Origin of the sequence: Microbacterium sp. (assembly GCF_047971895.1) — a bacterium.
Taxonomy (GTDB): Bacteria; Actinomycetota; Actinomycetes; order Actinomycetales; family Microbacteriaceae; genus Microbacterium.
The window spans coordinates 1-26,112 of sequence record NZ_JBKEAF010000115.1; the positions used below are offsets into that span (position 1 = coordinate 1).

At 69.2% G+C, this 26,112-nt stretch carries 25 protein-coding genes; 12 read left to right on the forward strand and 13 right to left on the reverse strand.

Features of this window, described 5'->3' with window-relative positions; translation table 11 throughout:
• Positions 1-121 precede the first annotated feature (121 nt).
• The 5 genes from ACK5IN_RS09155 (at position 122) to ACK5IN_RS09175 (ending at position 5,815) form a co-directional block, all read left to right on the forward strand.
• On the forward strand, positions 122-976 hold the full coding sequence (locus ACK5IN_RS09155) for an alpha/beta hydrolase (protein ID WP_416895883.1): 855 nt from the start codon (positions 122-124) through the stop codon (positions 974-976).
• 168 nt (positions 977-1,144) lie between these two features.
• Entirely contained in the window at positions 1,145-1,540 is a 396-nt protein-coding gene (locus ACK5IN_RS09160; RefSeq protein WP_416895884.1) for an ArsR/SmtB family transcription factor, read from the forward strand.
• Positions 1,537-3,420, forward strand: a complete 1,884-nt coding sequence (locus ACK5IN_RS09165; protein WP_416895885.1) for a heavy metal translocating P-type ATPase — start codon at positions 1,537-1,539, stop codon at positions 3,418-3,420. The genes ACK5IN_RS09160 and ACK5IN_RS09165 overlap by 4 nt, the downstream gene beginning before the upstream one ends.
• Positions 3,421-4,003: 583 nt before the next feature.
• Entirely contained in the window at positions 4,004-5,143 is a 1,140-nt protein-coding gene (locus tag ACK5IN_RS09170) for a threonine synthase (RefSeq protein WP_416895886.1), read from the forward strand.
• Positions 5,144-5,254: 111 nt separating this feature from the next.
• Positions 5,255-5,815, forward strand: coding sequence for an HdeD family acid-resistance protein (locus ACK5IN_RS09175; protein WP_416895887.1), 561 nt, complete (start codon positions 5,255-5,257; stop codon positions 5,813-5,815).
• Positions 5,816-5,866: 51 nt separating this feature from the next.
• Here ACK5IN_RS09175 and ACK5IN_RS09180 read toward each other — a convergent pair whose 3' ends face one another.
• Complete coding sequence (locus ACK5IN_RS09180; RefSeq protein ID WP_416895888.1) at positions 5,867-7,858, reverse strand: S9 family peptidase; 1,992 nt, start codon at positions 7,856-7,858, stop codon at positions 5,867-5,869.
• A 2-nt stretch (positions 7,859-7,860) separates the two neighbouring features.
• Positions 7,861-8,634 carry an SDR family oxidoreductase gene (locus tag ACK5IN_RS09185; RefSeq protein ID WP_416895889.1) on the reverse strand — a complete coding sequence of 258 codons (774 nt, stop codon included), beginning with the start codon at positions 8,632-8,634 and terminating at the stop codon, positions 7,861-7,863.
• Between the two features lie 44 nt (positions 8,635-8,678).
• On the opposite strand from ACK5IN_RS09185, the gene ACK5IN_RS09190 reads away from it, so the two are divergent.
• The 4 genes from ACK5IN_RS09190 to ACK5IN_RS09205 all read left to right on the forward strand — a co-directional run bounded on the left by ACK5IN_RS09190 (position 8,679) and on the right by ACK5IN_RS09205 (position 11,354).
• Positions 8,679-9,152 carry an NfeD family protein gene (locus tag ACK5IN_RS09190; protein ID WP_416895890.1) on the forward strand — a complete coding sequence of 158 codons (474 nt, stop codon included), beginning with the start codon at positions 8,679-8,681 and terminating at the stop codon, positions 9,150-9,152.
• On the forward strand, positions 9,149-10,090 hold the full coding sequence (locus tag ACK5IN_RS09195; RefSeq protein WP_416895891.1) for an SPFH domain-containing protein: 942 nt from the start codon (positions 9,149-9,151) through the stop codon (positions 10,088-10,090). Before ACK5IN_RS09190 ends, ACK5IN_RS09195 begins: the two co-directional genes overlap by 4 nt.
• A 4-nt stretch (positions 10,091-10,094) precedes the next feature.
• On the forward strand, positions 10,095-10,859 hold the full coding sequence (locus ACK5IN_RS09200) for a glycerophosphodiester phosphodiesterase family protein (RefSeq protein ID WP_416895892.1): 765 nt from the start codon (positions 10,095-10,097) through the stop codon (positions 10,857-10,859).
• A 114-nt stretch (positions 10,860-10,973) separates the two neighbouring features.
• The gene (locus ACK5IN_RS09205; protein WP_416895893.1) at positions 10,974-11,354 is read left to right on the forward strand and encodes an RNA polymerase-binding protein RbpA; all 381 of its coding nucleotides are present in this window, start codon (positions 10,974-10,976) and stop codon (positions 11,352-11,354) included.
• 25 nt (positions 11,355-11,379) lie between these two features.
• On the opposite strand, the gene lnt is transcribed toward ACK5IN_RS09205, so the two are convergent.
• The 9 genes from lnt to ACK5IN_RS09250 all read right to left on the reverse strand — a co-directional run bounded on the left by lnt (position 11,380) and on the right by ACK5IN_RS09250 (position 21,374).
• The gene (gene lnt / locus ACK5IN_RS09210; RefSeq protein ID WP_416895894.1) at positions 11,380-12,933 is read right to left on the reverse strand and encodes an apolipoprotein N-acyltransferase; all 1,554 of its coding nucleotides are present in this window, start codon (positions 12,931-12,933) and stop codon (positions 11,380-11,382) included.
• A 23-nt stretch (positions 12,934-12,956) separates the two neighbouring features.
• Positions 12,957-15,443 carry a DEAD/DEAH box helicase gene (locus ACK5IN_RS09215; protein WP_416895895.1) on the reverse strand — a complete coding sequence of 829 codons (2,487 nt, stop codon included), beginning with the start codon at positions 15,441-15,443 and terminating at the stop codon, positions 12,957-12,959.
• Positions 15,440-16,213 carry a twin-arginine translocase subunit TatC gene (gene tatC, locus ACK5IN_RS09220; protein ID WP_416895907.1) on the reverse strand — a complete coding sequence of 258 codons (774 nt, stop codon included), beginning with the start codon at positions 16,211-16,213 and terminating at the stop codon, positions 15,440-15,442. Before tatC ends, ACK5IN_RS09215 begins: the two co-directional genes overlap by 4 nt.
• 66 nt (positions 16,214-16,279) lie before the next feature.
• Positions 16,280-16,525, reverse strand: a complete 246-nt coding sequence (gene tatA / locus ACK5IN_RS09225) for a Sec-independent protein translocase subunit TatA (protein WP_416895896.1) — start codon at positions 16,523-16,525, stop codon at positions 16,280-16,282.
• A gap of 76 nt (positions 16,526-16,601) precedes the next feature.
• Complete coding sequence (locus ACK5IN_RS09230; RefSeq protein ID WP_416895897.1) at positions 16,602-17,615, reverse strand: helix-turn-helix transcriptional regulator; 1,014 nt, start codon at positions 17,613-17,615, stop codon at positions 16,602-16,604.
• Positions 17,612-18,613 (reverse strand): helix-turn-helix transcriptional regulator, encoded by a 1,002-nt coding sequence (locus ACK5IN_RS09235; protein ID WP_416895898.1) that lies wholly within the window; start codon positions 18,611-18,613, stop codon positions 17,612-17,614. Before ACK5IN_RS09235 ends, ACK5IN_RS09230 begins: the two co-directional genes overlap by 4 nt.
• Positions 18,614-18,648: 35 nt before the next feature.
• Positions 18,649-19,617: an FKBP-type peptidyl-prolyl cis-trans isomerase gene (locus tag ACK5IN_RS09240; RefSeq protein ID WP_416895899.1), complete on the reverse strand. Its 969-nt coding sequence runs from the start codon at positions 19,615-19,617 to the stop codon at positions 18,649-18,651.
• 9 nt (positions 19,618-19,626) lie between these two features.
• Positions 19,627-20,667 (reverse strand): tRNA (adenine-N1)-methyltransferase, encoded by a 1,041-nt coding sequence (locus tag ACK5IN_RS09245; protein ID WP_416895900.1) that lies wholly within the window; start codon positions 20,665-20,667, stop codon positions 19,627-19,629.
• Positions 20,664-21,374 carry an HAD family hydrolase gene (locus ACK5IN_RS09250; RefSeq protein WP_416895901.1) on the reverse strand — a complete coding sequence of 237 codons (711 nt, stop codon included), beginning with the start codon at positions 21,372-21,374 and terminating at the stop codon, positions 20,664-20,666. Before ACK5IN_RS09250 ends, ACK5IN_RS09245 begins: the two co-directional genes overlap by 4 nt.
• 85 nt (positions 21,375-21,459) lie before the next feature.
• On the opposite strand from ACK5IN_RS09250, the gene ACK5IN_RS09255 reads away from it, so the two are divergent.
• Positions 21,460-22,308 carry a PAC2 family protein gene (locus tag ACK5IN_RS09255; RefSeq protein ID WP_416895902.1) on the forward strand — a complete coding sequence of 283 codons (849 nt, stop codon included), beginning with the start codon at positions 21,460-21,462 and terminating at the stop codon, positions 22,306-22,308.
• Here the strand turns inward: ACK5IN_RS09255 and ACK5IN_RS09260 are convergent.
• Both ACK5IN_RS09260 and ACK5IN_RS09265 read right to left on the reverse strand, forming a co-directional pair.
• The gene (locus tag ACK5IN_RS09260; protein WP_416895903.1) at positions 22,302-23,129 is read right to left on the reverse strand and encodes an undecaprenyl-diphosphate phosphatase; all 828 of its coding nucleotides are present in this window, start codon (positions 23,127-23,129) and stop codon (positions 22,302-22,304) included. The genes ACK5IN_RS09255 and ACK5IN_RS09260 overlap by 7 nt on opposite strands.
• 9 nt (positions 23,130-23,138) lie before the next feature.
• A complete protein-coding gene (locus ACK5IN_RS09265) occupies positions 23,139-24,440 on the reverse strand; it encodes a M20/M25/M40 family metallo-hydrolase (protein WP_416895904.1) in 1,302 nt (433 codons plus the stop codon).
• A gap of 132 nt (positions 24,441-24,572) precedes the next feature.
• On the opposite strand from ACK5IN_RS09265, the gene ACK5IN_RS09270 reads away from it, so the two are divergent.
• Together ACK5IN_RS09270 and ACK5IN_RS09275 are read left to right on the forward strand one after the other, a co-directional pair.
• On the forward strand, positions 24,573-25,214 hold the full coding sequence (locus ACK5IN_RS09270) for a LysE family translocator (protein ID WP_416895905.1): 642 nt from the start codon (positions 24,573-24,575) through the stop codon (positions 25,212-25,214).
• A 63-nt stretch (positions 25,215-25,277) separates the two neighbouring features.
• Positions 25,278-25,610 (forward strand): hypothetical protein, encoded by a 333-nt coding sequence (locus ACK5IN_RS09275; protein WP_416895906.1) that lies wholly within the window; start codon positions 25,278-25,280, stop codon positions 25,608-25,610.
• Positions 25,611-26,112: the final 502 nt, after the last annotated feature.

The window sequence follows — 26,112 nt, forward strand, 5'->3', positions numbered from 1 at the left end:
TCACGCTCTTCACGTGCCCGTCCAGGGTGGGCTCGCGGGTGTCGTGGGGAGGTGTGATCGCCGCGCAATCGCTTCCGCGCGAGTGTACAGACGCTGGCACCACGGGTGCATACTGGGCCGTATGAACGAGACTACTTTCACTGTCGATTCCGCCGACGGACTCCATCTGCACGTGTACCGGTGGGCCGGTGCGGGGCAGCCACGCGCGGTCGTGCAGGTCCAGCACGGATTCGCCGAGCACGCCGCGCGCTACCGGCGATTCGCGCACGCCCTGACCGACGCGGGGTACCTGGTGTACGGCATCGACGCCCGCGGCTCCGGTGTCACCGCGGCGGGGAACTACGGTGACTGGGGACCGGACGGCTGGGCGGGCTGGGTGGACGACCTCCGGGTGGTGAACACCTGGATCCGCAGGCAGAACCCCGGGCTGAAAGTGGCGCTGTTCGGTCACAGCAGGGGGTCGTTCGCGAGTCAGCAATACCTGCTCGATCACTCTGCCGACGTGGACGCCGTGGTGCTGTGCGGAAGCTCCGACACAGCGGCGATGGCCGGAACCCTCGGTGGGGATGTGCCGATGGATCTCTCGGCGTTCAATGAGCCGTTTGAGAACCGCACCGGATACGAATGGCTCAGCCGCGACGACGCGGAGGTCGATCTCTACGTCGCCGATCCCGGATGCGGATGGTCCGCGCCTGTGCCGCCCGGAGCATCCGATGTGGGGCAAGCCGCCGACCCTACCCGGATCGCGAAGGTGCGCGCGGACCTTCCCGTGTTGATGGTATCCGGTGAGGCCGACCCGCTTGCGGGCGGGGGCGCTCTGATCGAGGCGGTCGCGCAACGCTACCGTGAGGCGGGCCTGGACGACGTCAGCGTCATCATCTACCCGCAGGCACGACACGAACTGCTCAACGAGACGAACCGAGACGAGGTCACCACGGACATCCTCGCGTTCCTCGATCGGGCCCTCTCGCAATGACCGCAGAGGAACTGTCCTCATCGCTGACGCTCCGGGGTGGAGCGTCCATTCCCACGGTCGTCGAGATCGCTCCGCGGCGAAGCGTCCCTCCCACGCAGGTCGTGACCGGCTTGCCGCCGGTTCTGCTTGCCCGTTGTATCCGACGGCACCACCGGGCATTATGTGCGTATGAGTGAAGGTACGCAGCAATGTACATTTGGGATGGAGGGCCAGTACGTCGACCTGGCGGCGGAGGTGTTCTCGCTGCTCTCGGCTGCCACGCGCATCAGGATCATCCTCGCGCTGCGGGATGGTGAGCTCCCGGTGGGGGAGTTGGCCGGACGGGTGGGCAAGAGCCCGACGGCGGTGTCGCAACATCTGGTGAAACTTCGCTGGGGAAAGGTCGTCGGCACCCGTCAGGAGGGCACGCGGGTGTTCTACAGCCTGATCGACGAGCACGCGCGGGAGCTGGTCTCCCACGCCGTGTTCCAGGCCCAGCATGTCGTGGACGTGTTCCCCGAGCATCACGTGGAGGGCTCCAACACGATCCGCGTCGACAGCGACGCGTCGGGGGCGGGCTCGTGAGCACGGCGCCCGTCGAGACGGAGCCGAAGGCTGCGGCTGCCGGCTTCTGGTCGGAAGTGAGTCTGTGGCGGCGGATCGACCGTTGGGATCTGGCGCGCACGCTGTTCGTGGCGGCATGCGCGGTCGCGGTCGGCTTCGGGTTGACCTGGCCCTCGCCGCAAGTGCCGGCGATCGCCCTGATCGGCCTGGCCGTGGGGTGCTGGCCGATCGTGGTCGAGGCGTGGGAGGACGTGCGGCACCGGCGGATGAGCATGGAACTGTCCATGCTGATCGCGATCGTCGCCGCGGCCGCGATCGGAGAGTGGCTGACCTCGCTGATCATCGCCGCATTCGTCTTGGCAGCGGAGATCCTGGAAGACCTGTCGATGGATCGGGGCCGGGACGCGCTGACCGATCTGATGTCGTTCCTGCCCGCCGTGGTGCAGGTCCGCGACGGCAACCGCATCCGCGACGTCGCCCTGACGGACGTGGAGACCGGCCAGACCGTCGTGGTATCGCCCGGCGAGCGGGTGCCGGTCGACGGGACCGTGCTCGTGGGCCGGTCGAGCCTGGACCAGTCCCGTATCACAGGGGAATCCCTCCCGGTGGACGTCGATCCCGGCGGGTCGGTGTTTGCGGGCTCGATCAACCAGCTCGGGGCGCTCGAGGTCCGCGCCGAGCGTGTCGGTGCGCAGTCCTCCTACGGCCGGATCGTGGAGGCGGTGCGGGAGGCACAGTCCTCCCCGGCGCCGGCGCAGCGGCTCGCGGATCGGCTCGCGGCCTGGCTGGTGACCTTCGCGATCACTGCCGCGATCATCACCTTCCTGGTCACCCGGGACTGGACCGCGACCATCGCGGTTGTCGTGGTCGCCGGCGCCTGCGGCATCGCCGCGGGCACCCCGTTGGCCGTGCTCGCGGCTATCGCCCGCGTTGCACGCACCGGCGCATTCGTCAAGGGCGGTGCCCATCTGGAGGCGCTGTCGGCAGTGGATACGATCGTGTTCGACAAGACCGGTACGCTCACCGAAGGCGAGCCCGTCGTCGTGGAAGTCCGCCCCGCACCCGGCATCGACCCGGACGCGGTGCTCGCAGCAGCCGCCGCCGCGGAGCTGTATTCCGAGCACCCACTGGGGCAGGCGATCGTCACCCACGCGCAGGAGCGGGGCTTGAGCATCGAGCAGCCCGAGACCTTCGGCTACGAGCCGGGCCTCGGCCTGACCGCCACGGTCGCTGGTCTCGAAGTCCGTGCGGGGAACGTCGCGCTCGTGCCCGAGGCGCCTTCCACGGCCGACGACGGGCGGGCGACCGCCGTGCATGTCGCTATCGACGGCACCTATGTGGGCAGCGTCCTCCTCGCAGACACGGTGCGGGACTCCGCCCGGAAGTCGGTCGCGGATCTGCGAAAGATGGGGTTGCGGGTCGTCATGCTCACCGGCGACCGCGAGAGCACCGGCCGCGCGGTCGCCGCGGAGCTCGGCATCGACGAGGTCCGCGCCGAACTACTGCCGGATGAGAAGCTCGCCGTGATCGACGCGGAACGCGCCGCCCGGCACAAGGTCGCGATGGTCGGCGACGGCGTGAACGACGCCCCCGCCCTTGCACGTGCGGATGTGGGGATCGCAATGGGCTCAGGCACCGATGTCGCTCGCGAGAGCGCCGACGTCGTGCTCATCAGCTCCGACCTGGGCGACCTCACCCGGACCGTCTACACGGCCCGTCGTGCCCGGCGGATCGTGATGTTCAACTTCGCCGGCACCATCGCCATCGATCTGATCGGGATGGGCCTGGCCGCATTCGGGCTGCTCAGCCCGATCATCGCTGCGTTCATCCACGTCGGCAGCGAGACCGCGTTCGTCCTCAACTCCGCCCGCCTCATCCCCGGTCGTCGCCGACCAACCTGACCACCAGCGCACGCCTTGCGCGGATCGTGCCCGGAGCGAAGTCTTGAGCCCGCTGCTGCTTCTCCCTGCCATCGAGCACCTCTGACTCGTTGCGTCAGATTCGCACATGATGTACGAACCCTGCGACGATCAGCAGGGAAATCCCTGGTCAGAAGGTATCTGGAAGCGTCGGGCGCACACCGAACCGCCGTCGTTCCCAGCTCCGACGATCCCGACGCGCATCCGGTCCGTTCATTCGCAACTCACCGCGAGCCCGTCAGAGCGAAGGGGAGCGTCAGGAGCCTCATGCTTGCGATTCACACATAGAGCGATTTCGAACTGACATAATGTGCATTATCGGCGCGAGGCGGCGAATGGCGACGACGGTCACAGCAGCCCGCTGAGCAGCCGGGCGCGCTCGGCGATGGCATCCGCATGTCCATGAACGCGAACGTGGTCGCATCCTCCGCAACCTTCGCACACGGCAACCTACCCGCGACGACCCCACAGCACACGCAGTCGCTCGCCCCGTCCACTGTCGCCATGGTCGCCTTACCGCCCCGCGGCCCAGGATCTGCCGCACGCGGTGCTCTACTCTGCTCACGTGAGTGTGTACGAGGATCCGGTCGACGGCAGCACGTATCCCCTGGACGTTCCACGATGGCGTTCTGACACGGGGCGCCCACTGTGGATCGGTCCCGGCCGCGGCATCACCCGGGATGACATCGACAGGTCCACTCGTTCGCTGTGGCGCTACGGCGCGGCGTTGCCGGTGGCGATCGAACGCCCGATCACGCTCGGTGAGGGCGTCACGCCGCTCCTCGAGCGCCCCTGGAACGGCGGAGGCCGCCCCCTGTTCAAGGCCGAGTGGGTGAACCCGACAGGCAGCTTCAAGGACCGTGGCGCGAGCGTCATGCTGTCCTACCTGCGCGCGCACGACATCACCGAGGTGATCGAGGACAGCTCCGGCAACGGGGGCTCCTCGGTCGCCGGCTATGCGGCCGCCGGTGGCATGCGTGCGACGATCTTCGCCCCCGCATCGACCTCGCCGGGCAAGATCGCCCAGGTGCGCGCGTACGGGGCGCGGGTGCGGCTCGTCGACGGCCCGCGCGAGGCTTCGCAGGACGCAGCCATCCGCCGGGCCACGGGTGCGGCGTTCTACGCAAGTCACAACTGGCAGGCGTTCTTTCTGCAGGGCACGAAGACCCTGGCCTACGAGATCTGGGAGGACCTCGGCTTCCGTGTTCCCGACAGCGTCGTCGTCCCGGTGGGCGCCGGCAGCATCCTGCTCGGCTGTCACCTCGGGTTCCGCGAACTGCGCGACGCCGGACAGATCGATCGGATGCCACGGCTGTTCGCGGCACAGCCGCTCAACTGCTCCCCCCTCGATGCCAGTGTCGCGGCGGGAACGGACGAGTCGGTCCCCCGCCCGGTCGCACCCACCGTCGCCGAGGGCACGGCGATCGCGCATCCACTGCGCCTGCGCCAGCTGGTCGCCGCCGTGCGCGACAGCGGCGGTGGCACCGTCGCCGTCCCCGAAGCCGACATCGTGCGCGCCCTCGACGCCCTGTGCACGTCCGGGATGTTCGTCGAACCGACCAGCGCGACCGCAGCCGCCGCCTACGATCGTCTCGTGGTCGACGGCCGGATCCGCGCCTCGGACGAGACCGTGGTTCTACTCAGCGGAGCCGGCCTGAAGGCACCTGCCCGCGTCGAGGAGTTGCTGAGCACCGTGCGCGCGTGACTCGTCACGACGACACGATCGGAGAAACACGGCGCAGAAGCGACGCCGCTCCCCCGCCGCGGCACTAGCCTGAGGGTTACCACTCCCAGGTTTCTCTCAGAAAGGAAACCCATGTCCACTGGAACCGCAGCCGGCAAGAGCGCTGTCAACGGCATCCGGACCGCCTTCGGTGTCGGCGGCCTCATCGCACTGATCGTCGGTATCCTGATCCTCGTGTGGCCCGGAAAGACGGCCGTCGTCGTGACCGCGATCATCGCGATCTACGCCATCGTCGCGGGCCTCGTCTATGCCGGAATCGGAATCTTCTCGAAGTCGCTGGGCGGCTGGGGCCGCGTCGGCAACATCGTCCTCGGGATCGTGTTCATCGTCGCCGGCATCATCGCCTTCATGAACCTGCAGACCACGAAGGATTGGCTCTTCATCTTCATCGCCATCCTGGTCGGCATCATGTGGATCGTCGAAGGCGTCGTGTCGCTGACCACGCTCGGCAGTTCGAGCTCGAAGGGCTGGACGGTGTTCTACGCGATCATCAGTATCATCGCCGGTATCGTCCTGCTGTTCTCGCCGATCTGGGGGGCACTTGTGCTGTGGTGGCTGCTGGGCATCTCGCTCGTGGTGCTCGGTATCATCCAGATCGTCCGTGCCTTCACCTTCACGGGCCGCGCCGCCTGACACGCGTCGACGAGCAGGGCCCGGGAATCGCTCCCGGGCCCTGCTTTTCGGTCACACCGCGACAGGTAGGCGGCGGTTCCACCAGTCCAGGATCGCGTCGAACCGCTCCACCCGGTGCCGTGGCTGACCGCCGCGGGTGAGCTCGTGCGTCTCACCCGGGAAGATCAGCATCTCGGCGTCGACGCCGTTCCGCTTCAGCGCACTGAAATAGCGCGTCGCCTGCTCGAGCGGGCAGCGGAAGTCGAGCTCGGAGTGCACGACGAAGGTGGGCGTGCGCACCTGGTCGACAACGGCCATCGGACTCTGCGCGGCGATCGCCGCGGCATCCGCACCGACATACTCGTCGCCGAAGAACGAACCGATGTCACTCGTGCCCTGGAATGAGACGGGGTCGAGGAACCCGCGCTCGACGATCGCACCGGCGAAGCGATGGTCGTGTGCGATGACCCACGCGGTGAGGTACCCTCCGTACGAGCCGCCCTGTACGCCCACGCGCGAGCCGTCGAGCGCGGGTTCGTCGGCGACGACCCCGTCGAGGAAGTCGATCACATCGTGGAAGTCGACGGTCCCCATCCGCTGACGGATGCTGCGCCCGTGCGCACGGCCGTAGCCCGCGGAGCCGCGCGGGTTGCAGTAGACCACGGCGTACCCTGCGTCGACCAGCACCTGCGTCTCGTCGAACACGTGGATGCCGTAGGAGGCATACGGTCCGCCGTGGATCTGCAGGATCACCGGAAAGGGCCCCTCGCCGTCTGGCCTGGCGACCCAGCCGTGCACCGGATAGCCGTCGCGACCCGTGATCGTCACCTCGTGCGGCTGCACCACGCCGACCGAACGCAGCTCCTCACCGAAGGCGGTCAGCACCCGGGAACGGCCGCCTTCGACGAGCACCAGCTCACCGAAGGACGACGGGGTCGCGACCGCGGCGACCGTGCGCTCGGCCGCTGTCGCATGTCCCGCGACCTCGATGTCGCCGCCGAGCAGCTCGATCACGTCTCCGTCGCGCGACACGCGCACCAGGCGCTGCCGCCCGCGGGTGCGGTCTTGCACGAGAAAGTCATCACCGATCGCGTCGAGATGCGTTCCCACCTCGCCAGGATCGAACGCATCCGGATCGGTCAGCCGCGTCGGGCCTTCGTCCCCGATCAGCCACAGCGCGATCGGGGGTGCGACGAAGTCGACACCGCTCTCCCCCGCATCCGCCGCCAGCGCGACGAGCGCGCCGTCGGGCGCGACGAACAGTCCGCCCACCGACAGGTTCGCCTCGCGACCCAGCACCTCCCGCACGCCCGACCCGTCCGCCCGGAGGGCGACCACACGCGTGCGCAGGTCACGTCGACGGGTCTCGATCTCGTCCGCGACGGCGAGAACCTCGGAGCCGTCGGTGTTGAAGGTCACCCCGGCGTACGAGGCATCGCCCTCGGTGATCTGCTGCGGGTCGGTGGGGACGAGCTTGGGCTTGGGCGGCTCAAGCCCCTCGGCGACCACGGCCGGCGCCGGCTCGTAGAACGGCTCGGACCCGGTGTCGGGCGCCGGGACCACGAAGACCTGTGCCGGTCGGTCGCCGATGTACCCGAGCCCGTTGGCATGCCAGCGGATGCCGGTGATGTGCCGCGGCGCCTCGGCCGAGGCATCCAGCCCCTCGACGCTCCCGTAGCGCCCCCTCTCGGGAATCCGCGCAGTGAACGCGAGAGTGCTCGAGTCCGGGGCCCACGCCAGCTCGCCGACACCGAGCGGGGCGTCGGTGACCTGCACCGGTTCCCCTCCCCCGGCATCGACGACGAAGATCTGCGGTCGACGTCTGACGTCGCCCCGCAGGAACGCCACGCGCACCCCGTCGGGCGACAGCACAGGAGCACCATCGGCCACGCCCCGGGTCAGCCGGCGCGCCTGCCCGTCCGGTAGATCGATCCGCCACAGCTGACCGACGCCACGGTTCGCAGCCAGATCAGGCCGCGACGTCGCGAAGATCACGAACGATGCATCCGGGGCGATGGCCGGGCGTCCGACCGCGACGAGCTTGTCGATGTCGACAGCGCGCATGCTCACTCGCCCGCGAACGACGACGTGTCGCCCACGAGGCGGGTGTTGTCACCGGGCACCGGGTCGACCGCAGCCCGGGCGACCTCTGCCGCGAACTCCGACACGTTGTACAGACGGCCGGCCGATTCCCGGCGTGAGGCGATCGCCCCCGGGTTGACCCGCTCCAGCAGCGTCGCCGTGATCGTTCCCTCGATCATGTCGCCCGACACGACGACGAAGCCGATCCCCTTCGATTCCAGTTCCGGAATGAACTCGCGCAGCGCGTCTTCGCCCGCACGCTTGGAGCGCGCCACCGGCTCGTACTCGCGCATCGTCGGGGTCGTGCGGATGAAGTGGGCCTGATGGCTCGTGACGAAGACGACCCGTGCACCGGGACGCAGCAGCGGCAGCGCCGCACGCAGCACGTTGACCTGCGCATCGCGGTTGAGCGCGAGCGCGTAGTCCTCGGCCATGCCCGACTCCATGCCGCCCGACGCGTTGAGCACGAGGATGTCGAGTCCGCCGAACTCCTGCTCGACCGCGGAGAGCATGTCGGCGATGTCGGCGACGACAGTGAGGTCGGCGCCTGCGACCAGCACCTCGGACCCGCTCTCACGCAGCTGGGCGGCGAGCTTCTCGGCACGCGGGGCCTTGTTGCGGAAGTTGATGACGACGTTCGCGCCGGCGTCGGCCAGGTACCGTACGGTGTCGGCACCGATGCCGCGCGACGATCCGGTGACGAGGGCCGTCTTGCCGGTCAGAGAACGGGGGGAGAGCACAGGATTCTTCTCGGTCACGCATCGACACTACCTGCTAGATTCGAAGCACTGGGAGGACCCCAATGGAGATCATCGAACAGTTCGCCTGGGTCGGATGGCTCGTCCTCATCCTGATCTTTCTCACCGTCGAGGCGCTTACTCTCGACTTCACCTTCCTGATGCTGGGGATCGGCGGCCTGGCCGGCCTCTTGTCCGATCTGCTCGGCGCGCCGGTGTGGCTGCAGGTCATCATCGCCGCCGTCGTCGCGGTGCTGCTCATCCTGCTGCTGCGACCACCGCTGCTGCGGCGTCTCCATCGCGGAGAGGACACCACCCCGTCGAACGTCGCCGCCCTCATCGGACTCAGCGGCGTCGTGATCGCCACCGTCTCGTCGGCAGACGGTCAGGCCAAGCTCGCCAACGGCGACGTCTGGACCGCCCGCACGCACACCGGCGAGCTGCCGCCGGGCGTGCCCGTGACCGTCACGCGCATCGACGGCGCCACCGCCTACGTCACGGCCACTCCCCCCGAAACGAACGAGGACATCACCACGTGAACGACATCATCCCCCAGGCGATCGGCTGGACGCTTGCCGCCGCTGCTGTCATCTTCGCCCTCGTCGTCGTCGGCCGGTCGATCCGGATCATCCCGCAGGCCACCGCCGGCATCGTCGAACGACTGGGTCGCTACCACAAGACCCTCACCCCAGGGTTGAACGTTCTGATCCCGTTCATCGACCGTCTGCGGCCGCTGATCGACATGCGCGAGCAGGTCGTGTCGTTCCCCCCGCAGCCGGTCATCACCGAGGACAACCTGGTCGTCTCGATCGACACCGTCGTGTACTTCCAGGTCAACGACGCCCGGGCCGCGACCTACGAGATCGCCAACTATCTCAGCGCCGTCGAGCAGCTCACCACCACCACTCTGCGCAACGTCGTCGGCGGCCTGAACCTCGAAGAGGCGCTCACCAGCCGTGACGAGATCAACGGGCAGCTGCGCGTCGTCCTCGACGAGGCCACCGGCAAGTGGGGGCTCCGCGTCTCCCGGGTCGAGCTGAAGGCGATCGACCCGCCGGTGTCGATTCAGGACTCGATGGAGAAGCAGATGCGCGCCGAGCGCGACCGGCGCGCGGCGATCCTCATGGCCGAGGGCTCGAAGCAGTCGCAGATCCTCGAGGCGGAGGGCCGTCGCCAGGCCGAGATCCTCAAGGCCGAGGGCGACCAGCAGGCCCAGGTGCTGCGCGCCCGCGGTGAGGCCGAGGCGATCCACACCGTGTTCGAGTCGATCCACAAAGGCAACCCGGACGACAAGCTGCTCGCGTACCAGTATCTGCAGACTCTGCCGAAGATCGCCGACAGCGCCTCGAGCAAGCTCTGGATCGTGCCGAGCGAACTCACCGACGCCCTCAAGGGACTGTCCGGCGCATTCGCGACGAAGGCGGATGCCGCCACTCCCCCCGCGCCGCAGTCCATCCCACCGGCGCCACCGGCCTGACTCGGTGCCGCACCCCTACTTCGACCCTCCGCGGCCCCGTGTGCTCGCGCACCGCGGACTCACCGTGCCGGGCGACGAGCACGTCGAGAACTCGCTCGCCGCGGTCACGGCGGCGATCTCGGCCGACGCGACCTACGTAGAGTCGGACTGCCATGCCACCCTCGACGGTGAGGTCGTGCTGTTCCACGACGACAGCGTCGAGCGTGTCACCGGCGATCCGCGGCTGGTCGCTGAGCTGACCCTGCGCGAGCTGCGGGGGCTGATGGCCGACCGCGGCGGGCTGCTGACCCTCGCAGACGCGCTCGACGGTTTCCCCGACACACGGTGGAACCTCGACGCGAAAGCGTCGGCGGTCACCGAGCGCATGGGAACGCTCATCGCCCCGCACGCCCACCGCGTGCTGGTGGCCTCCTTCTCCGATGCGCGACGCCAGGCGGTGCTGAACGCGACCGCGGCTGCGGGTGCCGGCATCCGCCCCGCCACCTCCGCTGGGAGCCGCACGATCGCCGCGACGCTCGCCGCTGTCGCCGCGGCACCCACCCCCGTGCTGCGCCGCATGCTGCGCGACGTCGACGCGCTGCAGATCCCGCCGCGACAGGGAGCGGTGCGAATCCTCACCGATCGCCTGATCCGACGGGCGCACGCCGCCGGCGTGGAGGTCCACGTGTGGACCATCGATGACGTGGACGAGATGCGGCACCTGGTCGGCCGCGGTGTCGACGGCATCGTGACCGATCGCGCCGACCAGGCATTGAAAGCGCTTGCATGATAACCTTCACCGTCCGCTGTGCGTTGACTGGGAAAGCACCCCGACGGTCACCCCCTCGGAGTATCCGCACAGGCTGATCCGTTATACCTGTGTGAGCGAGGAGAGGACCACAAAATGGCAGATCGCAGCTTGCGCGGCATCCGGCTCGGTGCCCAGAGCCTACAGAGCGAAGAGGGCGTCGTATTCGAAGAGCGCACGGAGCATCTCTACCGCTGCGCCGAGTGCGGACGTGACACGAAGCTCATGTTCGCGCACGACGCGGAAGCACCCGCGACATGGGAGTGCCGCACGTGCGGCAGCGAGGCCGTGCGCCGCGTCGGCGACACGACCGTCGAGGTCGACCGTTCGAGCGAGAAGGCCGCCCGGTCGCACTGGGACATGCTTCTCGAGCGCCGCACGATCCCCGAGCTCGACGAGCTGCTCGAAGAGCGGCTCGCCCTGCTGCGCTCGCGCCGCGGCGGCCACGGCGGAGACGCCGACCGTCTGAGCGCCTGACGCGCCAGACCCCGAAGACGCCGCCTCACCGAGTCGGCGTCTTCTCGCGTCTGCCCCGCAGCCCGGTCGCAACCCCCAGCAACACGATGACGGCCGCACTCCCCCACCCGAGCACGCCGTGGATCCACGGACCCAGCACGACGGCGGGCGTGAGACCCGTGCGCAGCGGCACATCGGCGAGCAGGTGACCGGCGACATCCGCGCCCAGCTCGGCGATCTCCGCGCCGTCGGGCGCGATGAACTGGCTCGTGCCCACGGTCGAGATGTTCACGACCGACCGGCCCGTCTCGACCGCGCGCATGCGCGCGAAGGAGAGCTGCTGCAGGTTCTCTGACGTGCCGCGGAAGTCGGCGTTGTTCGTCTGGAAGAAGAAGACCTCGGCGCCGTTGTTCGCGCCGTCCCAGACCACGTCGTCGTAGATCACGTCGAAGCAGATCGCGAGCCCGACCGGCACGCCCTCCACCTCGAACACCGGCACCGCGACGCCCGGCGTGTACTCCCGTTGGATCAGGTCGATGAGGTCGGGGGCGAACTGCCGCCACAGCCACCGATCAGGCACGTACTCGCCGAACGGGACGGGATGGCGCTTGTCGTAGACCTGCACGGGGTCGTCGGCGCCGGCCTCCCACAGCAGCGACGAGTTGAAGTACTCGCTACCGCGCTGGGTGACCGCCGCGATCACGAGCGGCGCGTCGATGCGCTCCGCCAGGGAGTCGAGCACGGATGCCGTCACCGGGTCGCGTGTCGGGTCCGAGTCGACCGCACCCTCGGGCCACACGAGCACGTCCATGTCCTCGCCGATCATCGGTGCGGTCGCCGCCAGCTGCGCATTGAGCACATCGTTGGCGGCACGTCGATCGAAGTATCCCGACGGCCCGTTGCCCTGCGCCGCGCCGACGCGCAGCGTACCGGCGTCGATCGTCGGGAACTGCGGAAGGGCGAACAGGGCGACCAACGTCAGGGCGGCGGGCAGAGCGGTGCGGATGTCACGGAGTCGCCGCTGGCGCGCGTACTCGATCGCCGCCGTGCAGACGAACACGATGACGAACGTGAGACCCGACATCCCTCCCCAGGACGCGGCATCCGCCAGCGGTCCGCCGGCCTGCGTCACCCCGATCCGCCCCCACGGGAACCCCCCGTACGGGAACGTCCCCTGCACGAGCTCGCGCAGGGTCCACAGCCCGGCGACCAGGGCGGGTAGCGCGACCAACGCCCACCAGCGGCCCGGCAGCACCCGCGGCAGCCAGCGGTAGGCCAGCGTGATCGGCACCGCGAGCGCCATCATCAGCACCGCCTCCAGCAGCGACAGCGCAAGCCATGGGACCGGGCCCAGATAGCGCGCCGTGAAAGCGAGGTTGGTCAGTGTGAACGACGCCCCGAAGGCCAGACCCACCACCAGAGCGGTCGGGATGCTGCGCCCCACCAGTCCGATCAGCCCCAGTGGCACGGCGGCGAACACCATCGGCCACCAGCCGAGCGGCGGGTAGGCAGAGGTGAACAGCAGTCCGCCGGCAATCGCCGCGACGACGGCGACCCACAACGGCAGGAGCGGGCGCGGGCGGACAGGGTGTTCGGGCACCGTACGAGCCTACGTCGCCCGCATCACACCGAGCTGTAGGCGACGATGCCGCGGCGCACGGCGTCCAGCGCCTTGCGCGCCGTGACGGCGACGCCCGGATCGGCCACGATCGACAGCTGGTCGAGCAGATCGATGGTCTGCTTGGCCCAGCGGACGAAGTCTCCCGCAGCCATGTCCGCCTCGATCAGCGCCCGGTCGAGGGACAGCCCGCGCGCCCATACCAGCATCGCGGGCGCCAGACCCGTGGCGATCGGCTCGGTTCCGGGCAGCGTGTGTTCCTGCTCGAGGTCGTTCAGTCGCGACCACAGGTCCTGGGTCTCGTGCAGCGCCTTGCGGAACGGTCCGCGCGGAAGCCGGTGCTCCCCCTGCTCGTCCTCGTCACGCCGAGGCTCGTACACGAGGCAGCAGGCGAGGGTCGCCAACGACGCGGCATCCAGCTTCTCCCACAGCCCCAGCCGCAACGACTCCGCCACCAGCAGATCCCGCTCACCGTAGATACGCCGCATCGTGCGACCCGCATCGGTCAGGGTCGTACGGCCGTCGTGCTCGCGGACGTAGTCGAGTTCGTGCAGCACGTCGACCACGCGGTCGAAGATGCGGGCGACCGTGCCCGTGCGATTCTCGATCTGGCGACGCAGCTTGCCGACGGTGCGCGTGAGCGTGAAATAGCGCTCGCCCCAGCGCGCATGGTGCTCGCGATCCGGGCACCCATGGCAGGAGTGACGCTGCATGCGGGTGCGCAGCTCGGCGATCTGCCGCTGCCTGCGCTCCCGCGTCTTGTGGCCCGCTGTCACGTCCTTGCGATTGAGTTTCTCGAGGTCGCTGAGCTCGCGGCGGATCCGGGCATAGTCACCGAAGTCGCCCCGATCGCAGGCCATCGCCTTCGCGTATCCGTCGAGCGTCTCCTCGGACTCGCGCACCTGGCGGGCCCGTCCCACGACGGCACGGTCGGCCTGGAACTGCGCGAACGACGACTCGAGCACCTTGCGTGCCTCGGTGCGCCCGAACTGGTCGATGAGGTTGACCGCCATGTTGTACGTCGGGCGGAAGCTGGAGTTGAGCGGATACGTGCGCCGAGAGGCGAGGGCGGCGACCGACTGCGGATCCATGCCCTCGGTCCACTGCACGACCGCGTGCCCCTCGACGTCGATGCCCCGACGGCCGGCACGACCGGTCAGCTGCGTGTACTCGCCCGAGGTGATCGCCACGCGCGCCTCGCCGTTGAACTTCTCGAGCTTCTCGAGCACGACGGTGCGCGCAGGCATGTTGATGCCGAGGGCGAGCGTCTCGGTCGCGAACACGGCCTTCACGAGCTTGCGCTGGAAGAGCTCCTCGACGACCTCTTTGAATACCGGGAGCATCCCCGCGTGGTGGGCGGCGACGCCGCGCTCGAGGTTCTCCTTGAACTCCCAGAACCCGAGGACTGCCAAGTCCTCGTCGAGGAGGGTGCGGGTGCGCTCGTCGACGATCGCACGGATCTCCAGACGCTCCTCCGCGGTGGTCAGCCGCAGCCCCGAGCGGCGCACCTGCTGCACCGCTCCGTCGCATCCGGCTCTGCTGAAGATGAAGAAGATCGCCGGCAGCAGGTTCGCGCGCTCCAGCAGTCGTATGACGTCGGGCCGGTCGAGTCGTTCGATCCGGTGCACGTTGCCGGGCCGCACCGGGCGGCGACCCCCGCGCGAGGGGCGCCGGCGCACGCCGTCGTACTGCGCGGCGGCACGGCGGGCCTGTACGGGCCGGTTGGGCTCGTAAGTCTGCCCCTTGAACGAGCGAAGGCGCATGAGCTCCTGGTTCACCTGGGCGGTGGCCACCCCCGCCCGGTCGTCGAACAGCGGCAGCAGATCGCCGCGCACCAGCACGTGCTGTTCGAGCGGCACGGGCCTGGTCTCGGACACGATGACGTCCGTGTCGCCGCGTACGGTGTCGAGCCAGTCGCCGAACTCCTCGGCATTGGACACCGTCGCGGACAGCGACACGAGCCGGACGTCCGCCGGCAGGTGGATGATCACCTCTTCCCACACGGCGCCTCGGAACCGGTCGGCGAGATAGTGCACCTCGTCCATGACGACGAACCGCAGGCCGCGCAGCGCCGAGGAGCCGGCGTACAGCATGTTGCGCAGCACCTCGGTCGTCATGACCACGACCCGGGCGTTGCCGTTGATGTTTGTGTCACCCGTCAGCAGACCCACGTTCTCGGCCCCGTACACGGCCTGCAGCTCGCGGAACTTCTGGTTGGACAGGGCCTTCATCGGCGTCGTGTAGAAGGCCTTCGCGGGGTGCCGCGCGTCGTCGTCATCGCGCATGGCCAGGTGCACTGCGAACTCGCCGACGATCGTCTTGCCGGCACCCGTGGGTGCGGCCACCAGGACGCTGCGTCCGGCCTCGAGCGCCTGGCATCCGGCCACCTGGAACGGGTCGAGATCGAAGGTCTGGGCGGCGGCGAACGCCGCGGTGACGGGATGCTGCCGCGCCTCCTGCGCTGCGGCGTAGCGCTCTGCCGGCGTGCTCACCCGCCCGCTCCGGCCGCCGCGTCGGGGGGCAGCATCCGCGCGTCGCGTTTGCTCTTGCGCCGGTCGAAGAACAGCGCCAGACCCGCGGCCGCGAAGTACAGGACGACGAGGATGCCGGCCAGCAGCAGCATCGAGAAGACCTCGATGGCGGGTGTCGCGATCGCGGCGAAGATAGTGGCCACGAGCACCGCCACCCGCCAACCCTTCAGGATTCCCCGGCCCGAGACCACGCCCGCCAGATTCAGCGCCACCAGGAAGACCGGCAGCACGAAGGAGACGCCGACCACGAGCAGTAGCTTGACGATGAAGTCGTAGTAATAGTCGTACTGATACATGAGGGCCTGCCCCTCAGGAACCAGCGTCGCCATCACCTCGATGATGTGTGGCATGACCAGCCAGCCGACGGCGCACCCGGCGAAGAACAGCGGAATCGCGGCGGCCACGAAGCCGATCGTGTAGCGGATCTCCTTGCGGGTGAGGCCCGGCATGACGAACGCCCAGATCTGCCACAGCCAGACCGGGGCCGACAGCAGCAGGCCCGCGGCGAACGCGATGCGCATCCGCAGGTCGAACCCGGACGCGACCGTCGTGAACATCAGCGCGACCTTCTGCGTATCGCCCCGCTGTTCGGCGACCAGGTCGATGGGCACGGTGAGCAGTCGGATGATCGGATCGGTGACGATGGCCGCGATGATCATGCCCACGATCAGCGCCGCCGCAGCGATGAACAGACGCTTGCGCAACTCGATCAGATGCTGCCCCAGCGACATCCGCTTTTCGCGTTTGGGCGAATCGGGCTCCTCGACGCGCGGGGGTTCCGTCGTCACCACGTCCGGTCAGGGTTTGGGGTCTGGCGCCGTGCCGGGATCGGTCGGCGGCTCTTCCGCGGTGTTCGCGGCCGTGCTGTCGTCGGACGTGGCTGCGCGGGTGGCGTCGTCATCCTTCATCGCCTTCATCTCACCCTTGAAGACGCGCGCGGACTGACCCATGCTCTTGGCCAGCGCGGGCAGCTTGGCCGCCCCGAACAGCAGCAGGATCACGGCAAGGATGATCAGCAGGTGCGGCCACCCGAATGCGCCCATGGTGCAACTCCCTTGAATGAGTGTGGTCCCGGCCCCAGTGTAACCCGCGACGGCCTGCCGCACGCGAACCGGCGCGTCAGCGCCCGTACTGCGCGAGCGCGGCCCGCGCCCACTCCGCGGCGGCGACCCGCGCCTCGTCCGGCTCGAGCACCTCGACCGCGCCGCCGCGTCGGGCCGCGAGGCGTTTCAACGCACGAGGGTCGCTGACATGGAGCGTTGCGGTCGAGCGGCCCGTGGCATCCGCCTTCGCCTCCACCTCGGCGTGATCCAGATACTGCCCCAGGAGCGGCGCCACGTGCTCGGGGTAGCGGATGCGCGCCACGACCTCGCCGTGCGGTCCGGTGAACAGCTCTGTCTCGCTGTCGTCGTGAGCAGCGGCCGGAGTCTGTGTGACGACGAGGTCGCTCACTCGCTCGAGGTGGAACGTGCGCACAGCCTGACGCAGGTGGCACCAGCCGCGCAGATACCACTGCGCGTCGATGGCCAGGATGCGGATGGGATCGACGGTGCGCGTCATGACCTCACCGTCGATCGGACGGTACGTGAACGACACGGCCCGCTGCCGCGTCATCGCATCCGACACCGTCGCGCGGACGTCGTCGACGGGGTCGAGGGCGAGGGCGAGCTCTCCGGGCGGGGCGCCCGCACCGCGGGCGAGCTTGGCCAGGAGTCCCGCCACCACACCCTGCTCGGCCACGACCGGCACGGCCTGCGCGAACTGCAGTCCGGCCAGCAGCGCGGCCGCCTCGCGCGAGGATAGGCGCGGAGCCCGTTCGAACGCGACGACGTTGACGAGCACGATCTCGTCGCGCTCGTCGAACGCGTCCCAGTCGATCGAGAACAGCTCGTTGTCCATCCCGCCGGGCAGCCCGATGACGTTCAGGTTCTCGACCATCTCGCGCATGACCCCGGGCGTGACGCGGAACAGCCGGGCAGCATCGTCGACCCGCGTCGGGCCGTGCTCGACGACATACGGGACGAGCGTCATGACGATGGCGACGCGGTCCGCGGCGACAGGGTTCGAGCGGGCAGGGCTCGAGCGGGCAGGGATCGGACGGGCACGATTCGAGCGGTGCGGGGAATCGGTCATGCGAGGCTCCCTGCGCCGCCGACGTGCAGTGCGCGCACGCGCTCGAGCCGCGCGATCACTTCGTCGCGCAGCCGGTCAGGGGCCGCGACCCGCACCTCGGGGCCGTACGAGGCCAGTTCGTCGGCGAGGATGTGTACGTCGACATAGTTGATCGAGAGCGCATCGCCGTTCGTGTCGGCGTGCGCCCGTCGGCGCAGCCGCAGGTCGGCCTCGGTGCCCGGCTGCACCTCGACGACCGCCACATTGCGCCGCGCCACCTCGGCCAGCTGGGCGAGCGCGTGTGCACCGGCGCCTTCACGTTCGGCCTGCTCGAACGGCTCACGTGTCAGCTCGACGCGGCCGACGATGCGCGACAGCAGGAACGTGCGCTCCTCACCGACCTCGAGATCGATGCCGTACACGTGCCAGCGCCCCTCATACTCGACGATCGCCAGCGGCGACATGCGCCGCGTCCGTGGGGCCTCATCGCCGGGCTTGACGTATGAGAACCGCACCACGCGGCCGTCTTCGTTCGCGCGGCGCAGTGCGGGGAACGCCGGGTCGCGCAGGCTGATGCGCGGCGCGAAGCCGATGATGGGCTCGTCGACGTCCAGGCCGAGCGAGCGGATCTTCCGCAGTGCGCTCTGCGCATCGGCCGACAGCGACTCCTCGCTCCACACGGCACCGGCGAGGTTCAGCACGGCGACCTCGGCAGGAGTGAAGGTCAGGTCCTCGGGCAGCACGTAGTCGGTCTTCGGGATGCGGTACCGCGCATCCCGAAGGTCGTCGGGATCCGTCGGATCGCCGAGGGTGTGCAGGGGCACGCCGAGGGTGCGCAGCTCTTCTTTGTCGCGCTCGAACATACGCTCCAGCGCATCCTGCGTGCGGCCTTCGTCTCGGGCCTCGCGATAGCCCGACACCGTCGAGAGCACCTGCTCCTTCGTGAGTCCTCGCGTGCTCGCCATGAGCGCGACGATGAGGCTCAGCAGGCGCTCCTGCGGTGTGATCTTGGCGGGCACGCCCCCATCCTAGGCCGCGCCGTACGGCACGCGACTCAGCGGAGGGGGGCGGCGTCGTCGACGCCGAGGATGTCGATCACATACACGACAGCGGTGTCGGCGGGCACGCCCATGGCGGCGCCGGCGACCACCTGATCGGCGGGGACGACCACCAGCACCTGCGAGCCGACGGTCTGCCCTGTCAGCGCGTCGGCGAACCCGGGCTGCTGCGCGGCGGACACCTGCACGGCCGCGGGGCTCGCTCCCCACGTCGTGTCGAACACGTCGCCGCCCACCTGCCACGGCACTCCCGTGTAGTTGACGCGCACCGCGTCGGCCTCGCCCACGACCGGGCCGCCGCCGCGGATGAGGGTCTGCACGACGATGTCGCCCGGCGCGGAGGTGTCGGGGACGATGACGCCGGGCTGCCCGCTCGGAGCACGCACCACCGACGGCAGGTTGTGTGAGTTGTTGAAAACGAGGGCTCCCTCCGCGCGCGGCAGGTACGCCCTACTGACGTCCACGACCGCGACCGTCGAGTCGTCGGCGCCCAGACCCAGCGCGGCCGCCGTCTCGGGCGCGACGCCGCCCGGCGGCAGCGCCAGCACGACCCGCGAGCCTTCCGCGGCGCAGGACAGCAACGCACCGATCTCGGGGAACGTGTCGGCCCACGCGGCGACCGTGAACGTCCGTGTCGTGTCGCCGTCGAACGGGGTGGAGATGAGCTTGCTGCCGGTCATGCCGTCGAACACCGCCACATCGAGCGCGACCAGCTGATCGTCCGACGTGATGCGCGTGCCCGTGCCCTCGACGGTCTCCCAGGTCTGCGGCACGTCGGCATGGAACGGCGTGCCGAAGGACACCCGCGGGTCGGAGCCCAGCTCGCCGGAGACGTCGAACTGCGCCTGCAGCTCCGCATCGGCGTGAGGCGGCGGCGTGCAGCCGCTGACGTCGCCGGCGGTGCAGCCCGCCAACGTCAGGGTGGCGAGGCCGAGGACCGTGAGAAGAGCCGGGAACTTGCGCACCGGATGAGTCTACGCGGTCTCGTCTGCGATGCCCGACGGCGCCTCGTCTGGCGCGCTCTGCGCCGCGGCGCGGCGTGCACCATCCGCCGCACGCTGCGCCTCGCGCACGCGCTTGCGCAGGTTGCGGTCGGTGATCTCCCTGTCCCCCACCGCGCCGGGGGTCCACGCTTCGACATCGTCGTCGCTGTGCCCGACCTTGTTTCCACGTCGCTTGCGCTCGGGCGGGATCGCCCCCGGCGCCAGCCGGCGGGCACTGACCAGGAACCCCGTGTGAGCCACCATGCGATGATCCGGGCGCACGGCCAGACCCTGCACGTGCCATCCGCGCACCATCGTCTCGTTCGCCACCGGCTCGGTGAACAGGCCCGTACCGCGGAGGTACTCGGCGACGCGGCTGAGCTGCGTCGCAGTGGCGACATAGCACAGCACCACACCGCCCGGGGTCAGCGCATCGGCCACCACGTCGATGCACTCCCACGGGGCGAGCATGTCGAGCACCACTCGATCGACATCGCCCGGCGCCACCGTCACGGGCAGCGCGGTGGCGAGATCGCCGATGACCATCTCGTGGTTGACCGGATCCGCACCGAGGAACGTGGAGATGTTCGCCCGCGCGACCTCGGCGAAGTCCTCGCGCCGCTCGAAGGAGAGCAGGCGACCCTGTGCCCCAATCGCACGCAGCAGCCACAGCGACAGCGCCCCCGACCCCACGCCCGCCTCCACGACGGTGGCACCCGGGAAGACGTCGGCCTGCGCGATGATCTGCGCGGCATCCTTCGGGTACACGATCGCCGCGCCCCGCGGCATCGACATCACGAAGTCGCTCAGCAGCGGCCGCAGCGCCAGATACTCGTGGCCGGCACTGTTCTCCACGACGGATCCGTCCGGGATGCCGATCAGCTGGGCGTGCCGCAGCACGCCGTGGTGCGTGTGCACCTCGCCCGCCTCTTTCAGCGTGATCGTGCGCAGCCGCCCCTTCGGGTCGGTCAGCTGCACGCGGTCCCCCACCCGGAATGGACCGGACGGTCGCGGCGGATCGAGGGCGGTCATCGGTTCCCCTCGCGTATCGCGCGCACGCGCACGGCGTGCCGGGCATGGAGCTCGCGGAGGTCGTCGACGGCACGTCCTTCGAGCGTGGGCCAGATCGCGCGAGCGCCCATGCCCTCCAACGACACGATGTTCGGAACGCCGAGCGCCACGGTACCCGCGGCGACGGCGCTGCGCAGGCCATTCGGCGAGTCCTCGATTGCGACGGTGTCGGCAGGATCGACACCGAGCGCAGCACACGCCTGCAGATACGGATCGGGATGCGGCTTCGGCCGGGTGACGTCGTCCCCGGCGACGACGACGTCGAACGCATCGAAGTCGATGATGTCGACCACGGCGTGCGCCATGCGGCTCATCGACATCGTGACGAGCCCCGTCTTCACACCGGCCGACCGCAGACTCGCCAGCAAGGCCTGCGCCCCCGGACGGAACGGCACGCCTTCGGTGCGCAGCTGCTGCATCACCTCGTCGGTCAGATGGTCGACGATGGCAGGAACGGCCATGCGCACCCCCGCATCCTGGAAGATGCGTGCTGCATCTTCGAGCCCGAGACCGACCAGTCCGAGCGCCTGCTCGTGCGACCACGTCCCGCCGAAACTCTCGACAAGAGGGGTCTCGGCGGCCATCCAGTACGGCTCGGTGTCGACGAGTGTGCCGTCCATGTCCCACAAGACGGCGCGCAGGGGTGCAGAACCAGCAGCGGCGTTCACCCCGCCAGCCTACCGAGCAGCCGAGCACACCCCACCCGTGTGCGCCTATCCTTGAGGGATCCCAGGGCACGGGTCAGGAGGTGGCATGGAGGGTCTCGGGCGCAAGGTGCTCGTGGCGGCGTTCGACGGCTGGAACGACGCCGGCGAAGCGGCCACGGCCGCGGTGAACGTCCTGCAGGAGTCCGGAGCGTACGAAGAGGTCTACTCGATCGACCCCGAGCTGTACTTCGACTACCAGTACACCCGGCCGATCGTCTCGTTCGACGCCGACGGGCGACGTGAGCTCACGTGGCCCCGCACCGTGCTGTTGCGCCCGGCGCGTGCCCGCCGCGGCACGCAGCTGTGGCTGCTCACCGGCGTCGAGCCGGCGCGGGCCTGGCAGTCGTTCGCCAACGAGGTTGTCGACGTGGCCCTGCGCGAGGACATCACCGGACTCGTCGCCCTGGGCTCGATGATGTCCGACGTGCCGCACACGCGCCCCATCACCGTCTTCACCGGCAGTGACAACGAGGTGCTGCGCGACCAGCTCACGCTGGAACGCAGCTCGTACGAGGGCCCCGTCGGCGTACTCAGTGCCCTGTCGTTCTTCGCCGAGCGCGTCGGCATCCCGACCGCCAGTCTCTGGGCGAGCGTTCCGCACTACGTCTCCGGTCACGCGCCGTCGCCCAAGGCATCCCTCGCCCTTCTCGATCGCCTCGAGGACCTCACCGGCGTCGCCGTCCCCCGTGGCGACCTGGCCAGCGAAGCGGCGCGGTGGGAGGCGACGATCGATGCGGCCGCGGCGGACGACGACGAGATGACCGAGTACATACAGCAGCTCGAGGCCACCCGTGACACGTGGGACGACCCGGAGGCATCCGGCGATGCGATCGCGCAGGCGTTCGAACGCTACCTGCGCCGCGGCGACCCGGGCAAGCCGGGCAACGGTCAGTAGGGCTGGATCACGCCCAGCGACAGCAGCACCAGCAGCACCGTGCCGAGCGCGACCCGATACACCACGAACGGCAGGAAGCTGCGCCGCGAGATCCACTTCATGAAGACGGCGATGACGCCCAGGGCAACGACGAAGGCGACGACCGTCGCCGCGCCCGTCTCCACCAGCGTGTACGGGCCCTGCTCCCCCGCACTCTTGAACAGCTGGTAGAAGCCGCTGCCGAACACGGCCGGGATCGCGAGCAGGAAAGCATAGCGGGCAGCCGCCGCTCGCTCGTAGCCCAGGAAGAGTCCCGCCGTGATGGTGCCGCCCGAGCGGGAGACGCCCGGGATGAGCGCGAGTGCCTGCGCGAACCCGAAGATCACACCGTGACCGACGGTGATGTCCTGCAGCTTACGACGCTTGGCGCCGACCAGGTCGGCGATGCCCAGCAGTACGCCGAAGAAGATCAGCATGCCGGCGATCAGCCACATCGACCGGAAGACCGTCTCGATCTGATCCTGGAACAGCAGCCCGAGCACAACGATGGGGATCGTGCCCACGATGATGAGCCAGCCCATGCGCGCATCGGGGTCGTTGCGCGGCACCCTGCCGACGAGGGAGCGGAACCAGCGCCCGACGATGCGCACGATGTCGCGCCAGAAGAACACCACGACAGCCGCTTCAGTGCCGATCTGGGTGATAGCCGTGAAGGCCGCTCCCGGATCCTCTGCGCCCGGCAGGAACTCGCCGAGGATCCGCAGGTGTGCGCTCGACGAGATGGGAAGGAACTCGGTCAGACCCTGGACGAGCCCGAGGATGATCGCCTCGAGAAAGTGCATCGATGTCCTTCAGTAGGAGCGCAGGAGGTCGGTGAGCACGTCGCGACCGAATTCGAGGGCCGAGATCGGCACCCGCTCGTCCACACCGTGGAACATTCCGGTGAAGTCGAGGTCGGCCGGCAGTCGCAGCGGCGCGAAGCCGAAGCCGTCGATGCCGAGCCCGGCCAGTGCCTTGTTGTCGGTGCCTCCGCCCATCAGGTACGGAATCACCGGTGTGCCCGGGTCGTGTCGGCCGAGCGCGGCGACCATCGCGTCGACGAGCGATCCTGCGAACGGGACTTCGAGCCCGATGTCCTGGTGGACGATCTCGACCGACACGTCATCTCCGATGAGTCGGCGGATATCGGCGACGACCTCCGCTTCGGTGCCGGGCAGCGTGCGCACGTCGATGAGCGCCTCGGCCCGATCGGGGATCACGTTGTGCTTGTAGCCGGCGGTCAGCCCAGTCGGGTTGGTCGTCGTGCGCAGAGTGGCGCCGAGGAAGCGGGAGGCTGGTCCGGCAGCCGCGACGACGGCGTCGGGGTCTGCGGGGTCGATGCCCGACAGTGCGGCGATGTCGGCGACCATGCGCTGCGTCGCCGGCGTCAGCGCGATGGGCCACTCGGTGCGGCCGAGCGCCCCGACCGCCTCCGCCAGTCGCGTGACGGCGTTCTCACGGTGCAGCGATGAGCCGTGCGCGGCGACTCCGCGTGCCACGAGCCGGATCCAGACAAGCGCCTTCTCCCCGACCTGCAGCAGGTAGGCGCGGCGGTCGCCCACGGCGACCGAGTAGCCGCCCACTTCGCTGATGGCCTCAGTGGCACCGGCGAACCAGCCGGGACGGTTCGCCACGACCAGGGCCGACCCCTCGACGCCGCCGTCCTCCTCATCGGCGAAGAAGGTGACGATCAGATCCCGCTCGGGCTGTGCGCCGGAGCGAAGGATGTCGGCGACCGCCGTGAGGATCATGGCGTCCATGTTCTTCATGTCGACGGCACCGCGGCCCCACAGCATCCCGTCTCGCACGACGCCGGCGAACGGGTCGACTGTCCAGTCGTCCGCGATGGCGGGCACGACGTCGAGGTGTCCGTGCAGCACGAGCGCCGGCTTGGTGCGATCGCGCCCCGGCACCCGGGCCATCACGTTCGTGCGCCGCAGGACGGGCTCGTAGTACTCAGGGGTCAGGCCGAGCCCTTCGAGGTACGCGCCGACATACTCAGCCGCTTCACGTTCGCCACGCGCCTTGCCGCCGCCCCAGTTCGAGGTGTCGATACGGATCAGGTCGCGCGCGACGCTGGCGACCTCGGGCAGGTCGTCGGCTGCGGTGGGCATGCGCTCCAGGCTACCCGCTGCGTGAACGCCGACGAACGCTGATCTGAGACCCGTTTCGTCTTCGTTCGATATCCGCCAGGAATCGAATCCCGGATAGGGGCGGCGGACCGACGCATGAGTACGCTTGGCCCCGTGCCCACACTCGACACATTCGCCGCCTTTGCCCTGGCATCGGTGATCCTCATCGTGATTCCCGGGCCGAGCGTACTCTTCGTGATCGGGCGTTCGCTCTCCTACGGTCGGCTCGGCGGTCTGCTCAGTGTGCTCGGAAACGGACTCGGCGTATTGCCGCTCGTCGCAGCGGTCGCGCTCGGGATGGGCACGATCGTCGCGCAGTCGATCGTGCTGTTCACGATCATCAAACTGCTCGGTGCCGCATACCTGATCTACCTCGGTGTTCAGGCGATCCGCCACCGCAAAGACGACATGACGAGCGACGGCGAATCGGCACGGCGGACACTGACGCCCGCGGTGATGCTTCGACAAGGGTTTCTCGTCGGCGTGACCAATCCGAAGACCATCGTGTTCTTCGTCGCCGTGCTGCCACAGTTCGTGAGCTTCGGGGCCGGAACGATCCCGTTGCAGATGATGGTGCTCGGGCTCGTTTTCATCACGATCGGCTTCGTCTGCGATGCGGTCTGGGCAATCCTCGCCGGCACCGCGCAATCCTGGTTCGCGAAGTCTCCCCGCAGCCTCAGCGGGATTCGCGCGACCGGCGGCGGGCTGATGATCGGCCTCGGCGGCAGTCTCGCGCTGACCGGCAACAAGGCGTAGCGCGACACGGCCGCGACCAACGACCAGGCGCACGAGCTGAACGAGCGCATACGTCACGAGCGGGTGCGTCGTGGGCTGGTCGACGACCACCGCACGACGACCGGCAGCGACGGCCTGAGCATCGGCACAGGCGACGTGATCCAGACCCGGCAGAACGACGCCGACGTGCAAGTGGCGAACCGTCAGCCCTGGACCGTCCAGAGCGTCGGGAACGACGGGACGGTGTGGGCGAAGGAGAACGGTGCCGGCCGGAAGCGGCAGCGCACCGTGCGCCTGCCTGCCGAGTACATGCACCTCGCCGACGCCTCCGGCGTCGACGTCGGCGTGACCCGAGGCCGGGAGCTAAACCTGCTCCATATAGTGGCCGACGACGTGGACCACGCACGGGAGCGCTGAGTCAGCGCGCCCTCGGAGGCTCCCCTCCGAGCCATGTCATCGCCCACGCCGCGAAGCTCAGAAAGCAGGCCGAACACGACCGCCGCGGCCTCGCGCGGATCGAGGCGCTGCCCGTCACTGAAGCCGCGCAACTTGTCCGCGAACTCACCGCCCGCGATGAGGCCGAGCGGGAAGCCGCCGGGCGCACCCAGGCTGCGCGTGAGGCGCGGGCCGCTCAGCTCGGACAGTTCCGACCGTCGCCTGGCCACGGGAGGACGGGGCCGGAACGCGGTGGCCCCGGGAATTAGTCGCTGCGACGCACCCGCACAAGGGCTCCCTTGGGTCGGCTGGCGTCGACCGCCCTGAGACACGATGGATCAATGACCCACGCTGGCGCGAGTGTTGTTCGCGCGCGGTCGTCCTCCTGGTGGGTGGTCATCGTCGCCGAGGTCGTCTGGTTCGGCCTCTGGTACCTGACACCGGGACTGCTGAGCAACGGGGTCGGGCATCTGTTCACGGACGA